14 protein-coding genes are annotated in these 13,923 nt (G+C 74.2%); 4 read left to right on the forward strand and 10 right to left on the reverse strand.

Annotated elements, in window-relative coordinates:
• Nucleotides 1-2 precede the first annotated feature (2 nt).
• The 4 genes from RM609_RS15440 to RM609_RS15455 all read right to left on the reverse strand — a co-directional run bounded on the left by RM609_RS15440 (nt 3) and on the right by RM609_RS15455 (nt 4,193).
• Nucleotides 3-1,124: a TIGR03364 family FAD-dependent oxidoreductase gene (locus RM609_RS15440; RefSeq protein WP_311611305.1), complete on the reverse strand. Its 1,122-nt coding sequence runs from the start codon at nt 1,122-1,124 to the stop codon at nt 3-5.
• A gap of 102 nt (nt 1,125-1,226) precedes the next feature.
• Complete coding sequence (locus RM609_RS15445) at nt 1,227-1,991, reverse strand: GntR family transcriptional regulator (RefSeq protein ID WP_311611449.1); 765 nt, start codon at nt 1,989-1,991, stop codon at nt 1,227-1,229.
• Between the two features lie 117 nt (nt 1,992-2,108).
• Nucleotides 2,109-2,915 (reverse strand): hypothetical protein, encoded by an 807-nt coding sequence (locus RM609_RS15450; RefSeq protein WP_311611306.1) that lies wholly within the window; start codon nt 2,913-2,915, stop codon nt 2,109-2,111.
• 141 nt (nt 2,916-3,056) lie between these two features.
• Nucleotides 3,057-4,193 carry an ROK family transcriptional regulator gene (locus tag RM609_RS15455; protein WP_438828442.1) on the reverse strand — a complete coding sequence of 379 codons (1,137 nt, stop codon included), beginning with the start codon at nt 4,191-4,193 and terminating at the stop codon, nt 3,057-3,059.
• Nucleotides 4,194-4,241: 48 nt separating this feature from the next.
• On the opposite strand from RM609_RS15455, the gene RM609_RS15460 reads away from it, so the two are divergent.
• Nucleotides 4,242-5,345: a Gfo/Idh/MocA family oxidoreductase gene (locus tag RM609_RS15460; protein ID WP_311611310.1), complete on the forward strand. Its 1,104-nt coding sequence runs from the start codon at nt 4,242-4,244 to the stop codon at nt 5,343-5,345.
• Here the strand turns inward: RM609_RS15460 and RM609_RS15465 are convergent.
• Entirely contained in the window at nt 5,329-6,255 is a 927-nt protein-coding gene (locus RM609_RS15465; RefSeq protein ID WP_311611312.1) for an aminoglycoside phosphotransferase family protein, read from the reverse strand. The genes RM609_RS15460 and RM609_RS15465 overlap by 17 nt on opposite strands.
• A gap of 100 nt (nt 6,256-6,355) precedes the next feature.
• On the opposite strand from RM609_RS15465, the gene RM609_RS15470 reads away from it, so the two are divergent.
• Together RM609_RS15470 and bla are read left to right on the forward strand one after the other, a co-directional pair.
• Nucleotides 6,356-6,994 (forward strand): pyridoxamine 5'-phosphate oxidase family protein, encoded by a 639-nt coding sequence (locus tag RM609_RS15470; protein WP_311611314.1) that lies wholly within the window; start codon nt 6,356-6,358, stop codon nt 6,992-6,994.
• A gap of 121 nt (nt 6,995-7,115) precedes the next feature.
• Nucleotides 7,116-8,036, forward strand: a complete 921-nt coding sequence (gene bla / locus RM609_RS15475) for a class A beta-lactamase (RefSeq protein WP_311611315.1) — start codon at nt 7,116-7,118, stop codon at nt 8,034-8,036.
• 48 nt (nt 8,037-8,084) lie between these two features.
• Here the strand turns inward: bla and RM609_RS15480 are convergent, their stop codons facing one another.
• Nucleotides 8,085-9,041, reverse strand: coding sequence for a GlxA family transcriptional regulator (locus RM609_RS15480; protein WP_311611317.1), 957 nt, complete (start codon nt 9,039-9,041; stop codon nt 8,085-8,087).
• 87 nt (nt 9,042-9,128) lie between these two features.
• On the opposite strand from RM609_RS15480, the gene RM609_RS15485 reads away from it, so the two are divergent.
• The gene (locus RM609_RS15485) at nt 9,129-10,061 is read left to right on the forward strand and encodes an NADP-dependent oxidoreductase (protein WP_311611451.1); all 933 of its coding nucleotides are present in this window, start codon (nt 9,129-9,131) and stop codon (nt 10,059-10,061) included.
• A gap of 17 nt (nt 10,062-10,078) precedes the next feature.
• On the opposite strand, the gene RM609_RS15490 is transcribed toward RM609_RS15485, so the two are convergent.
• From RM609_RS15490 to RM609_RS15505, 4 genes are all read right to left on the reverse strand, one after another.
• Nucleotides 10,079-10,612, reverse strand: a complete 534-nt coding sequence (locus tag RM609_RS15490; protein WP_311611319.1) for a class I SAM-dependent methyltransferase — start codon at nt 10,610-10,612, stop codon at nt 10,079-10,081.
• A gap of 54 nt (nt 10,613-10,666) precedes the next feature.
• Nucleotides 10,667-12,067 (reverse strand): choice-of-anchor A family protein, encoded by a 1,401-nt coding sequence (locus RM609_RS15495; RefSeq protein WP_311611320.1) that lies wholly within the window; start codon nt 12,065-12,067, stop codon nt 10,667-10,669.
• Nucleotides 12,068-12,145: 78 nt separating this feature from the next.
• Nucleotides 12,146-13,018 (reverse strand): fumarylacetoacetate hydrolase family protein, encoded by an 873-nt coding sequence (locus RM609_RS15500; RefSeq protein WP_311611321.1) that lies wholly within the window; start codon nt 13,016-13,018, stop codon nt 12,146-12,148.
• An 81-nt stretch (nt 13,019-13,099) separates the two neighbouring features.
• Nucleotides 13,100-13,876, reverse strand: coding sequence for a YidC/Oxa1 family membrane protein insertase (locus RM609_RS15505; protein ID WP_311611323.1), 777 nt, complete (start codon nt 13,874-13,876; stop codon nt 13,100-13,102).
• Between the last annotated feature and the right edge of the window lie 47 nt (nt 13,877-13,923).

Here is a 13,923-nt window from a genome sequence, read left to right on the forward strand (position 1 = left end):
TTTCACCACTCCAGTGCGTCGGCGGTGGTCTCGGCGATCGCCGGGGAGCAGGTCATGCCGCGGCCACCGGGGCCGGTCACCAGCCAGACCCCGTCGCGCACCTGCTCGCGGTGGACGACGCGGGTGGTGTCCACGCACTGCGCGTACACCCCGGCCCAGCGGTGCCGGATCTTCGGGAGCGGCCGGCCGAGGAGCCCTTCGGCGACGGCGGTCAGGTGCTCGTAGGGGTCCTCGACGACGTCGAAGGAGAAGGGCTCGGCGTATTCGTGGGTGTCGCCGATGGTCAGGCCGCCGTCGGCGCGCTGGACCATGAGCAGCTGCATCTTGTGCTCCGCCGCCACCGGGGGCTGGGGCTTCGCCGCCGCCATGGCGTCGAGGCCGGCGCCCGCGTAGGCGGGGTAGTAGCGGAAGCTGTCGGCGTCGGCGACGGAGGTGGTGAGCTTCTCGCCCAGCGGGGCGGTCTGCATCATCTGGAGCCGCACCCGGCGGACGGGGAGGGCGGGGGCGAGCTCGCGGACGAGGCCGCCCAGCCAGGCGCCCGTGCACAGGACGACCGCGTCGCCCATGTGGAGCTCGCCGCGGTCGTCGCGGACGGCGCGCTCGCCGACGACCTCGCGGACCTCGCGGCCGCCGAGGAAGGTGTAGCGGCCGGAGGCGAGGAGGGCGTCCTTGAGGGCGCGCTGTGCGGTGCGGGGCTCGACGGCCGCGTCGCGCTCGCACCACAGGGCGCCGAGGAAGTCGCCGCGCAGGGCGGGGTTGAGAGCGCGGGCCTCGTCCGGGGTGAGCAGCCCGAAGCCGCGGGCGGCGGCGTCGGGGCGGGCCAGGGCGGCGCGGGCGACGGCCAGTTCGGTCTCGTCGGTGACGGCCGTCAGGGATCCGTTGGCGCGGAAGCCGAGGCCGGGGACGGCGGCGCCGATCTCCTCCCACAGCTCCCGGGCGCGCAGGGCGGTCTCCAGCTCCTCGCCGGCCGCCCGGCCGCCGACCCAGACCAGGCCGAAGTTACGGACGGAGGCGCCGCGGGCCTCGGCCTCCCGCTCGATGTGCACGACCTCGTGGCCGCGTTGGACTGCCTGCCAGGCGTGCATGGTTCCCAGCACCCCGGCTCCGACGACTATGACTCGCATGACTCGAACAGTCGTCGGGCGCGGTGTCGCCGAGGGGGCCGTACGGCGACGCGACGGTGAACGAGCCGCCAAACTTGGCCTAGACCCGTTATCGTTCCGTTATCAGCCGGGCTGGTCCCCACCGCGCAGGTGCGTGGTGAACGAGAACCGGTCCCCCCGGTACAGCGACCGCACCCGCTCCAGCGGGCGGCCCTCGGTGTCGCGCGAGACCCGGTGGATCAGCAGCATGGGCAGCGCGGGCGGCGTACCGATCAGCAGCGCCTCGCGCGGGGTGGCCAGTACGGTCTCCAGGCGCTCGTCCGCGTCGCCGAAGGAGATGCCGAGGCACTCGCGCAGATAGCCGTAGAAGGACGAGTCCGGGGCGAACCCGGCGTCCAGCGACGGTACTCGCGCCACCGCCACGTACGTACTCTCCAGCCCCACCCGTTCGTCGTCCGCGAGCAGGACGCGCTCCATGTGCCACACCGGCTCGCCCGGCGCCACGCCGAGGTCGGGGGCGAGGCCCGCCGGGCAGGAGAGACGGTCCAGGCCGATCAGGGCACGGCCGGGGCGGCGGCCCTGACGGCGTACGCCCTCGGTGTAGCTGGCCAGGGACAGCGGCTGCTCCAGCTTGGGCCCCGCGACGACCGTGCCACGTCCCATGCGGCGCAGCCGCCCTTCCAGCAACAGCTCGCGCAGGGCCTGCCGCACGGTCTCGCGCGAGACCTCGAAGCGCGCCGCGAGCTCGCGCTCGGTCGGCAGCAGACCGCCCTCGCCCAGCTCGTCGAGGAGCGCGGCCACGCGTGTCTTGACCGCGTAGTACTTGGGGATCCGGCCGTGTTCCGGGATTCCCGCGCGAATGGGGGCGCCGGGCCGCTGACCTGCCATGTCATGGGGGTGCGTGTGCGTGTTGTCCACGGCGCGATCCTCGCACCCCCGGGTGACGCCCCGGTGTCGGCGGACCTGGGGGGTGTCGGCGGGTGTCGGCCGTTCGGTCAGGGGGCGTCAGCGGTTCAGTCGCCGCGCCCCGACCACCAGCGCCGTCCCGGCGATCAGCAGGGCGAGGGCGGCCGCGCCGACGGCGAACACGGGCCGTTCGTCACCGGTGTCGGCCAGTCCGGGCGGCTCCAGGTGCGCGGCGGCGTCGGGCCGCGTGGGGGCGGTGGCGGCCGAGGGCGTCGCGGCTCCGCCGCCGGCCCCGACGGCGAACGTGTAGTCGTCCGACTCCCCCACCCACGCGCCGTCGCCGCCGCGCTTCTGCACCGCCGTGACGTTGACCGTGACCGGCCCCTCGGGGGCGTCGCCGGCGAAGCCCAGCCGCAGGGGCACGGTGAGCGAGCCATGGGCGGGCACGGTGAAACCGGGGAAGGCGGGCGTCTCGCCGCCGGGTGCCGGTGAACCGCCGTCCAGGACACCGACGTTCTCCGCCTCGTCGGTCCGCTCGAACCGCACGGGCAGCCAGCGGCCGTCCGCCGGGTCCTGGAAGTCCAGGTGGAAGTCGGCGGGCTCAAGGGCCCGGCCCCGGTCGGCGAGGACCGCGACGGGGTGGATGGCCCGGCACTCGGTGGCGGTGGCGTTGCGCAGCTCCAGCCGCCAGGCGCGCGGGGTGCCGCCGCGCTCGTAACCGGCGGGGCCGCCGGCGATCCGCGACGTGATCGGGAACTCGGCGCTGTGCGGGTCGCCGCACTGCTGCCGTCCCGGGTCGGCGGGCGGACGCGCCGCGCCGACGGCGCCGAGCGCGAGCACGGCGCCGCAGACGAGCAGGGCACGGCGGGGGGCGGAGCGGGGCGACGGCTTGGGGGGCCTGTTCATGGCGGGCCTTTACGGCTGGGGGCTCCGGTCGTCCGCAAGCTTCCACGGCCCACGCCGTCGAGGGCGTACGGCACGGCCCCGTACGGCCGACCGGGCGTCAAACGCCGCCCGATGAGCCGACAGTCGTTTGATCCGGTCGGGTCATTCGGCCGAGCGGGTGAGCGCTGCCGGAGCGGCGGGCGCCAGGGCGCGGCCCGCGCCGAAGAGCGGCGCGAGCACGAGTTCGGCCGCGCCCTCGGCCACGGCGCGCTCCCCGCCGGGGGCGACGGCCACGGGCACGGACGCGGGGAGCTCGGCGCGTACGCCTCGTACGTACGGGTCGGGGTCGGCCAGCACGGTCCGGCCGCCGAGCAGCACGCGGTCGATGTCCAGCAGCTGGACGAGGTTGGCGGCGCCGACGCCGAGCAGGCGCGCGGCGAGGGCGGTGTCGCCGTCGGCGACGGCCCGCAGGCACAGGACTTCGAGGCAGCCGCGCCTGCCGCAGGGGCACGGCGGCCCGTCGAGCCGCAGCACCTGGTGCCCGAACTCCCCGGCGCCGGTCCGGGCGCCCCGGTGCACCTCGCCACCGAGCACGAGCCCGGCGCCGAGGCCGGTGCCGAGGTGGAGGTAGGCGAAGGAGCCCGGCTCGCGGGGGGCGGACCGCAGGAGGCCGAGCGCGGCGGCGTTGGTGTCCTTGTCGAGGACGACGGGCACGCCGGGGGGCAGGCCGAGCCGCTCGGCCAGCGCGTCCCGCAACGGGAAGCCGCTCCACTGGGGGAATCCGGTGACTTCCCGCAGGACGCCGCCGGCGTGATCGAGAGGGCCGGGGGCGGCGACGCCGACGCCGAGCTTCAGCCCCTCCGGGGGGACTCCCCCACCTTCCAACAGCGCTCGCACCCCGTTCACGACCACGTCGACCAAGGTCTCCGCTGTCGCGCCGAGCGAGAGCGGCACCGTGCGAGTCGCGACGGCCGACCCCGCAAGATCCACGACCGTGAACGTCACCGCGTCCCGCTCCACGTGCACCCCCACCGCCCGCCCCGCCCCCGGCACCAGCCGTAGGGCCGTCGCGGGCTTGCCGCCCGTGGAGACCCGCCGCCCGGCCTCGGCCGCGAAGCCCTCCGCCCGCAGCCGTGCCGTGATCTTGCTGACGGCCTGGGGTGTCAGCCCCGACCGGGCGGCCAGCTCCGCACGGCTCGCGCCGTCCTCGCCCGCGTCGCGCAGCAGTCCGAGGACCACGGCGGCGTTGTGGTCGCGCAGGGCGGCGAGGTTGGCTCCAAGATTGCTCACAGGTCCCATTCTCCCCTCCACTTGCGCTTACGCAACAGCGTTGCCAAAGTGGAGGGCATGAACATGGGCATGAACACCGGCATGGGCACCGCCCCCTTCCGCGTCGGCCTGATCGGCTACGGCCTCGCGGGCTCCGTCTTCCACGCCCCGCTCATCGCCGCCACCGACGGGCTCACCCTCGACACGGTGGTCACCGCCAACCCCGAGCGGCAGCGGCAGGCCGTGGCCGAGCATCCCCAAGCCCGTACGGTCGCCACCGCCGAAGCGCTCCTCGACCGTGCCGCGGATCTCGACCTGGTCGTCATCGCCTCCCCCAACCGCACCCACGTCCCGCTCGCCCGCGCCGCGCTCGAGGCCGGGCTGCCGGTCGTCGTCGACAAGCCGCTGGCCGCGACCGCCGCCGAGGCGGAGGAGCTGGCCGCGCTGGCCGAGGAGCGCGGGCTGCTGCTCAGCGCCTTCCAGAACCGCCGCTGGGACAACGACTTCCGCACCGTCGCCAAGCTGGTCGGGGGCGGCACGCTCGGCAAGGTCCAGCGCTTCGAGTCCCGCTTCGAGCGCTGGCGGCCCCGCCCCAAGGGCGGCTGGCGCGAGTCCGGCGACCCCGCCGAGATCGGCGGCATCCTCTACGACCTGGGCAGCCACCTCGTCGACCAGGCCCTCACCCTCTTCGGCCCGGCCGTCACGGTCTACGCCGAGTCGGATGTGCGCCGGGCGGGCGCGGAGGCCGACGACGACACGTTCATCGCCATCGGTCACGCCTCCGGCGTCCGCTCCCATCTGTGGATGAGCGCCACCGCCGCCCAGCTCGGCCCGCGCTTCCGGCTGCTGGGCGACACGGCCGGCTATGTGAAGTACGGGCTCGACCCGCAGGAGGGCGCGCTCCGTGAGGGGCTGCGGCCGGGCTCGGCGGCCTCCTGGGGCGTCGAGGCGGAGTCCTCCTGGGGCCGGCTGGGCGCCGGGGAGTCCCCGCTGACGGGCGGCGGCGAACCGGTGCCGACGCTGCCGGGCGACTACCCCGCGTACTACGCCGCGATCGCCGAGGCGCTGCGCACGGGCGGTCTGCCGCCGGTCACGGCCCGGGAGGCGGCGGCCGCGCTGCGCGTGCTGGAGGCGGCGAAGACCTCCGCCGCCGAGGCGCGTACGGTCACGCTGAACGGCTGACGGACAGCGGGGCCCGCTCGCGCCACCGCGCGACGGCGGGCTCCAGCATCGCCCCCATCTCCGGCATCAGCGGCACGAACGCCAGCGCCCCCACCACCTGGAGCAGCCGCGCGCCCTCCATGACCTCCAGGAGGGCGGGGTCCACAGGCCCGCCGCCGGCGCGCTCGTACGCCTCGATCCCGTGCGGGCCGACGAGGGTCAGGTCCCACTCCACGGGTCCGAGGGTGACGTCCTCGAAGTCGCTGAAGAGCCGGCGACCGCCGGTGACGCGCAGCATGTTGTACGCGGGGGAGTCGCCGTGGAGCGGCTGGAGGCGGGCTCCGGGGAAGTGTGCGGGCAGGTCCACGACCAGCGCTTCGAGCGCGGCGTACTCGCTCTCGGCCCGGTCCAGGTCCGCCGCGGTGAGGCCGTCCGGGCGGCGCCTGCCCAGCTCGTCCAGCAGGGGGCGCAGGCCGGGTACGAGCGGGGAGAGCACGGGCAGTTCACCGGGGTAGCCGGCCAGGAGGGCGTGCAACTCCGCCGCGTTCCCGGTCTGTTCGACGAACCGCGCCATGAGGTCCTCATCGGCGGCGGGCTTCTCCTCGCTGACGAACTCCCAGAACGTCAGCGACGTCCCGTCGGTCACGACCGGCTCACGCGGCACCAGCGGGCTGGGCCGGACGACCGGGGCGCCGGTGTCCGCCAGCCAGCCCGCGACGGCGAGTTCGCGGCGCTGCTTGCGTTCCAGTTCCTCGGCGCCGGCGAAGCCCAGGGACGGCACCCGCACGACGACGGGCTCGGGCGCGAGGTGCACCAGCACGTTGAACACGTCGTGCAGCACGCGGGGTTCGCGGGCGTGGAGCCCCAGCCGGCGCCCGGCCCGGGTCGCGATGGCCACAGCGCGTCCGGCGCGTTCGCTGAGGTTCGTCATGACGATGATCTTGCCGTCCGGGTCGAGCCCTGTCGAAGAGATTTCCCGCGATCTAAGCTCGTGGGACAGCATGATCCAGCCCAACGGGAAGGACTCACCGATGGATACGGCTGCGATGGCCGAGGTAGCCGAGATCACCTCGCCCGAGGAACTGCGCGAACTGCTGGGCGAGCCGACGGCGGCGGCCGCCGGCAAGGTCCGTACGCGGCTGCACGACCTCGACAGGGAGTGGCTGGCCCGCTCGCCGCTCTGCCTCGTGGCCACGGCGGCGGCCGACGGCACCTGCGACGTCTCCCCCAAGGGCGACCCCCACGGCTTCACGCTCGTCCTCGACGACACCACCCTCGTCATCCCCGAACGCCCCGGAAACCGCCGCGCCGACGGCTTCTTCAACATTCTGAGCAACCCTCACGTCGGGCTGGTCTTCCTCATCCCCGGGCGCGGGGACACGCTCCGCGTCAACGGCCGGGCCCGGCTCCTGCGCGACGCGCCCTTCTTCGACGAGCTGGTCGTCAAGGGGCACCGCCCCCAACTCGCGCTCCTCGTCGAGATCGAGGAGGTCTTCCACCACTGCTCCAAAGCGTTCCTGCGGTCCGCCCTCTGGAAGCCGGAGACGTGGCGGCCCGAGGAGATGACCTCGCGCGCGCGGATCGCCAAGCGCCTGGAGCGCCCGGAGGCGCCGCTGGAGGAGCTGGAGAACTACTACGGACCGCGGTACGCGGACGGCCTGTACGGCTGAAATGACCGGAACGCTCTGAATCAATCCGAATCGATCTGAATCCCTCTCGAGTGGAACCAGTGCCCTCTTTTGCGGCGTCGTGAGTGATGTCCTGGCCGCAACTGGAGAGGAAACCGAGACGTTGGAGACCACAGGGGCACACCCGTCGCGCCGGGCCGTGCTGGCCCTCGGCACCGGGGCCGCGCTGGCCGTCACGCTGACCACGGGCGGGAGCGCCGTGGCGGCCACGCCGCGACGCGAGGACGAGATCACCCGGCGGCTGAGGGAGCTGGAACGGAAGCACTCGGTCCGGATCGGCGTGTACGCGCGCGACACGGCCACGGGCCGGACCGTCGAGCACGGCGCGGACGACGCGTTCCCGATGTGCTCGGTGTTCAAGACCCTCGCCGCGGCGGCCGTCCTGCGCCAGGACCGGCGCGGCGAACTCCTCGGCAAACGCATCCGCTACACCGAACAGCAGACCAAGGACTCGGGCTACGCCCCCGTCACCGGCGAGGCCAAGAATCTCGCCAACGGCATGACGGTCGCCGAACTGTGCGCCGCCGCCGTCAGCGAGAGCGACAACGCCGCCGCGAACCTGCTCCTCCGCGAGCTGGGCGGCCCGACCGCCATCACCCGCTTCTGCCGCTCGATCGGCGACGGCACGACCCGCCTCGACCGCTGGGAGCCCGAGCTCAACTCCGCCGAGCCGGACCGCGACACCGACACCACGACCCCCGCCGCCATCGGCCGCACCTACGAACGGCTCGTCCTCGGCGCCGCGCTCCCCCACCGGGACCGCGAGCGGCTGACCGGCTGGCTGATCGCCAACACCACCAACATCGAACGCTTCCGCAAGGGCCTGCCGGGCTGGACCCTCGCCGACAAGACCGGCGGCGGCTCGGCCTACGCCGTGGCCAACGACGTCGGCATCGCCTGGCCCCCGCACCGCCGCGCCCCGATCGTCCTCGCCGTCCTGACGACGGCCCATTCCGCCACCGCCCCGACGAACAACGCGCTGGTGGCCGAGGTCGCGGCGCTGGTGGGGCCGTCCCTCGTCTGAGGCGACTGGTACGTGCTGGACACGCAGGCGGGCGCGGGCGCGGCCCCCTCACGCCCGGAACGTCCTGCGGTACGCCCCCGGTGAGACGCCGATCGCCGTGTGGAGGTGCTGTCGCAGGGTCGCGTCCGTGCCGAAGCCGACGCGTTCGGCGACGCGGGTCACCGGGAGGTCGCTGCTCTCCAGGAGGTGGCGGGCCAGGTCGACGCGTTGCTGGGTGAGCCACTGGCCGGGGCTGAGGCCGACCTCGGCGCGGAAGTGGCGGGTGAAGGTGCGCCGGCTCATGCCCGCGTGCCGGGCCAGGTCGGTGAGCTGGAGGGGCTCGTGGAGGCGGTCCAGGGCCCAGGCGCGGGTCGCGGACGTGCCGGTGTCGGCGCTGTGCGGCACCGGGCGTTCCACGTACTGGGCCTGGCCGCCCTCCCGCTGCGGCGGGACGACGCAGCGGCGGGCCACGTGGTTGGCGACGCCGCTGCCGTGGTCCCGCCGGATGAGGTGGAGGATCAGGTCGATGCCCGCCGCGGCCCCCGCCGAGGTCAGGACGCGGCCGGCGTCCACGAAGAGGACGTCGGGCGCCAGGGCGACCCGGGGGTACAGCCGCTGGAAGCGGTCCGCGTGGCACCAGTGCGTGGCCGCGCCCTTGCCGTCCAGCAGGCCCGCCGCCGCCAGGACGTAGGTGGTGATGCAGATCCCGACGATCCGGGTCCCGGGCCGGATCCGGGCCAGCGCCTCGGCCACGGGGGCGGGCAGCGCGTCGCTGTCGACGATGTCGGCGAACGCCTCGGACGCGGGGATCACCACCGTGTCGGCCGTGGCCAGTACCGACGCGTCGTGCTCGACGCTGATCGAGAAGTCGGCGCCCGTACGGACCGGGCCACCGTCCGGCGAGCAGGTCAGCACCTCGTACAGCCGCCGCCCGTCCGGGTCGACTGCCACGCCGAACAGGCGCGACGCCAGGCTCAGCTCGAACGGGATGACGCCGTCCAGCGCCAGGACCACCACACGATGCATGGCCCGATTCTTGCATGTCATGGCCTCCGGGCCACTGTCGATCACGTTCCGGGCCGGGAAATCCTTACGTCCATGAGCAAGAGCACGATGAAGGCGATCAGTCAGAACAGCTACGGCGGCCCCGAGGTCGTCCACATGGTCGAGACCGAGCGGCCGGCCCCCGGCCCCTCCGAGGTGCTGGTCCGCGTCCGCGCGGCGGGCATGAACCCCACGGACTGGAAGCACCGGCAGGGCGCCGGCTTCCTCGACCGGCTCCCCCTGGTGCTGGGCTGGGACGTGTCGGGCGTCGTCGAGGCCGTGGGCATCGGCGTCACGCTGCACGAGCCCGGGGACGAGGTGTTCGGCATGCTCCCCTACCCCTACGGCGTGGGGTCCTTCGCCGAGTACGTCGTCGCCCCGGCCCGCGCCCTGGTGCGCAAGCCGGAGGGCGTCGACCACGTCCAGGCGGGCGCGATCCCGCTGGCCGCCCTGACCGCCTGGCAGGTGCTCGTGGACACGGCGGACGTCCGGCCCGGCCAGCGTGTGCTGATCCACGCCGCGGCCGGTGGCGTGGGCCACCTCGCCGTGCAGATCGCCAAGGAGCGGGGCGCGTATGTGATCGGCACGGCCAGCGCCCCCAAGCACGCGCTCCTGCGCGAGCTCGGCGCGGACGAGACGATCGACTACCGGAACCAGGACTTCACCGAGATCGACCCCGTCGACCTGGTCTTCGACACCATCGGCGGCGACACCGCCGACCGCTCCCTGGACGTCCTCAAGCCCGGCGGGCAGCTGATCAACATCGCCATCCGCTCCTACGCCGAGGACCTTCCCGAGCGGGCCGCCGCCCGGGGCGTGCGCTTCCGCCCCCTGCTCGTCGAGGCCGACCAGGAGGGCATGCGGTCCATCGCGGACCTCATGCGCGCCGGCAAACTGAAGGCGGTCGTCGAGGCGGTCTTCCCGCTGGACCGGGCCGCCGAGGGGCACGCGCTGGGCGACACCAACCGGGTGACCGGGAAGGTCGCCCTCACCGTTTCCTGACCGCCCCCTCTGCCCCCTCAGCGTCTGCGGTAGGCCAGGCGCAGGTTCTGGCCGCCGCGCCGGGCCCGCCGCAGGTCGAAGGCCTCGGCCCGGCCGAGCGCGGCCATGTGCCCCCGCCGGAGCAGGGGGCGCCAGAGGAAGAGCACGAGCTGTCCGCCCGGGCGCAGCACCCGGGCGGCCTCGGCCAGCGCCGTCTCCGGGTCGGCCATCTCCTCCAGGCTGTAGCTGTAGAGCAGCGCGTCCAGGGTGGCGGAGGCGAAGGGCAGGGCCAGCCCGTCGCCGCCGACGTGGACGGTCGTCGCGCCCGGGCCCGTGCGGCGGTGGGCGCGGGGGTCGTGGGCGGCCGGGTCGAGCGCGATCAGCAGGCCGCCGGGCCCCAGGTGGGCGGCGAGGGCGGGGGTGTAGTACCCGCCGCCGCTGCCGATCTCGGCGCAGCGCATGCCCGGTCCGGCCGCGATCCAGCGCACGTCGCGCCGCGGGTCGTCACCGAGGACGCGGCGTGCGAGGCGGAGGCTGACGACGGGGTAGCAGCCGCTGGGGGTACGGGGCATGGGAGACCTTTCCGCGAGACCTGTCCGCGTGTGTCCGCCGCCTTTGCTCCACCACTACTCCACCACCCTCATCCGGGTCCGGAACAGGACGACGAGGGCGAGTCCGGCACCGGCGGCGACGAGGGCCGTGCCCGCCGTCATGTACGCGCCCATCGGCGGTCCGGTGCGGGCCAGTTCATGGCCGTCGCCGGCGACCGGCGCGTCCTGGGCGGGGGCCCAGGAGGCCCCGGGGGCGCCGGCGAGTCCGGCCGGGCCGACGGCCGGGGCGGCGGGGCCGCTGGGCACCGGCAGGGGCAGGGGCTCACCGGAGTCGGCGGGGTCCGCGGGCACGGTGGTGCCGCAGTCGGGGAGGGAGCCGTCGAAGGGGTAGGCGTGGAGGGCCTGGCCGACCGCGCCGGTCCCGGACTCGTGGATGAGGGAACCGGCCGTGAAGAACCGGCCGTTGACGCCCGGCAGGGTGACCCGGGTGACGCTGGAGCGACGCCCGACGAGCACGGTGCCGTCCAGCTGGCCGCCGCCGGTGAGGCGGACCTCCTTCGCGTCGGGGAAGTTCCACAGCAACCGCTCCCGCCGCACTCCGGTGAGCCTGCCGGAGGACGTACTGACGGCCCGGGCCGTACCGCCGTCGGGGTTGGTGACGTTGACGAGCACGGTCGCCCCGTCCGGGACGTAGCGGAACAGCAGCTCCTGCGCGCCACCGCCGGGCGCGACGAGGTCGAAGGGGGCGTTGAAGACCTGGAGACGGGAGCGGCCGTCGCCGGTGAAGACCGTGGCGGCGCCCTGGTTCACGGCCGTGCCCGTGCTGCGGCGGGCCACGCCCCGCTCGTAGGCGTAGCAGTTGCTGGCGGAGGTCACCTCCTCGCGCAGGGGCCCGTAGAGGGCGACGGTGCCCACGTCGCGTACGGCCTTGGGGCTGACCGTGCCGGTGTGGACGCTCCCGGCGTACGCCACGGTCCCGCTGACCGGGCCCTGTTCGGCCACGAGCCGCTGCCCGGCGGCCACCTTGAGGTCGCCGCCGATCCTCAGGAACGGCGAGCCGTTCTCCGGCGGCACCCGGGAGCCGGTCCCGACGACGCCCACGTTGTAGGCGGGCGGGACCCCGGCGGCCTTGGAGACGTCGAAGTCGCCCAGCACGACGATCCGCCCCTCGGCGTCCGCCGCCGCCTGGCGCACGGTGTAGTCGCCGCCGACGAAGATGTTGACGCCGTTGTCACGGCTGGTGACGGGGCCGTTGTTCGGCTCGGGGTACGCGCCCGGGCACGTCCCCGGGACACAGGGCCCCGGGCCCGCCACGGGCGCCGAGTCCTCGGTGCCCATCATGCTGAAGGCGCAGGCCAGCAGGGTGCCCCCGATCAGGGACAGCAGGGCCATCACCGAGGCCGCCGGGCGGTTCACCCGGAGCCATCGCACATACTCCTTGTGCTGCATGGGCCGGGGGTGCTGCATGGGGTGCATATCCGAAAATATGCCTATCCGGGGTGCCGGATCCCCGCAGCACACGCTTCCGTGCCCCCGTACGGCCCACGGCCGGCGCTAGGCCCCTTTGAGCTGCTGCCGCTGCCTGCCCAGTCCCTCGATCTCCAGCTCCACCACATCCCCCGCCCGCAGATACGGCTTGGGCTCGGGCCGGGCCAGCGCCACGCCCGCCGGGGTGCCGGTGTTGACGACGTCCCCGGGGTGGAGCGTCATGTACTGGCTCAGATGACGCACCAGATGCGCCACCGGAAAGATCTGCTCCGCCGTGCTGGAGTCCTGCATCAGCCGGTCGTTGACCCACAGACGCATCCTCAGCGCCTGTGGGTCGGGTATCTCATCGGCCGTCACCAGCCAGGGCCCCAGCGGATTGAACGTCTCGTAGTTCTTGCCCTTGCCCCAGGCGTTGCCCCACTGCCCGCCGTTGCGCCCGTTCTGGTACGAGCGCTCGGAGACGTCGTGGGAGAGGACATAGCCCGCGACCGCCGCCAGCGCCTCCTCGTCCGTCCGCAGATAGCGTGCGGTACGGCCGATGACGACGCCCAGCTCGATCTCCCAGTCCGTCTTCACGCTGTCGCGCGGCACCAGCACCGTGTCGTCCGGGCCGACGACCGTGTCGGGCGCCTTGAGGAACACCACCGGCTCGGCCGGTGTCGCCACCCGGCTCTGGGCGACGAGATCGCGGTAGTTGACGCCGATGCCCACGATCTTGCCGATCCTGGCCAGGGGCGGGCCGGTGCGCAGCCCGGCCGGGTCGAGGACGGGCAGGATCCGCGCCCCGACGGCCGCCCGGACGCGGTCGAGGGCCGCGGGGTCGCCGAGCAGCGCCCCGTCGACGTCCGCCACCAGGGGCGACAGGTCGCGCAGCGTCCCATCCTCCTCAAGCAGCGCCGGGCGCTCGGCCCCGGCGGGCCCGACCCGCAGCAGTCTCATCACCACACCCCCACATGATCGAACAGGACCGGAGGCTGTCTCCACAAGCCCCCTTTCGGCCCCTGGTCCCGATACGGCGCGCTATGCGGCGGAAGTCCTCGCCTTCGGGCCCGTCCCCACCGTCTCGCGCGGGGTGCGCAGCGGCTGGAGCAGCATCCGCTCCACCGCCGTCCACGTGGTGGTCGTCGCCAGGTACAGCCCGGCCGCCAGCGGTACCACCGCGGCCGTGACCAGCGTGCCGAACGACAGCAGCGGCATCACCTTCGCCATCGCCGCCATCCCCGGCACCTGCTCGTCGCCCGCCACCGGCGCCGGCAGCGTGGCGGCGGCCTTGCGGTTGCGGAGGAACGTCCACGTGGCCACGGCCGCGATCAGCGCGAACAGCCCCAGGTACACCAGCCCCTGGGCGCCGAACGCTCCCCCGTGTCCCAGCGCGCCCGCCCAGCGGCCGCCGAGGGGAGCGCCCAGCAGCGTGTGCTCCAGCAGGTTCCCGCCGTCGCCGGTGGAGAACAGGTGGTACATCACATAGAAGACGGGGAGCTGGGCGAGCGACGGCAGACAGCCGGCCAGCGGCGACGTCCCGGACTCCGCGTACAGCTTCGCCCCCTCCTCGCGCAGCCGCTCGGGGTCCTTGCCGTGCCGGCGCTTCAGCTCGGCCAGCCGGGGCGCGAGCTCGGCCCGGGTGCGCTCGCCCCGCGCCGCCGACCGGGCGAGCGGAAGCAGCGCGAGCCGTACGCAGCAGGTGAGGACGACGATCGCGGCGGCCGTGGCCGAGGCGCCGAAGAGCGGCTCGACCGCGTCCGCGAGATGGGTGAGAAGCGAACCGAGATTCGAGAAAAGCGGTGAGAGGAAAGACATGGCGAGTGAGCCCTCCACGGGGTCCCGTCGTGACCGAACAAAGCCAA

Source organism: Streptomyces hesseae, from assembly GCF_031845785.1.
Taxonomy (GTDB): Bacteria; Actinomycetota; Actinomycetes; order Streptomycetales; family Streptomycetaceae; genus Streptomyces; species Streptomyces hesseae.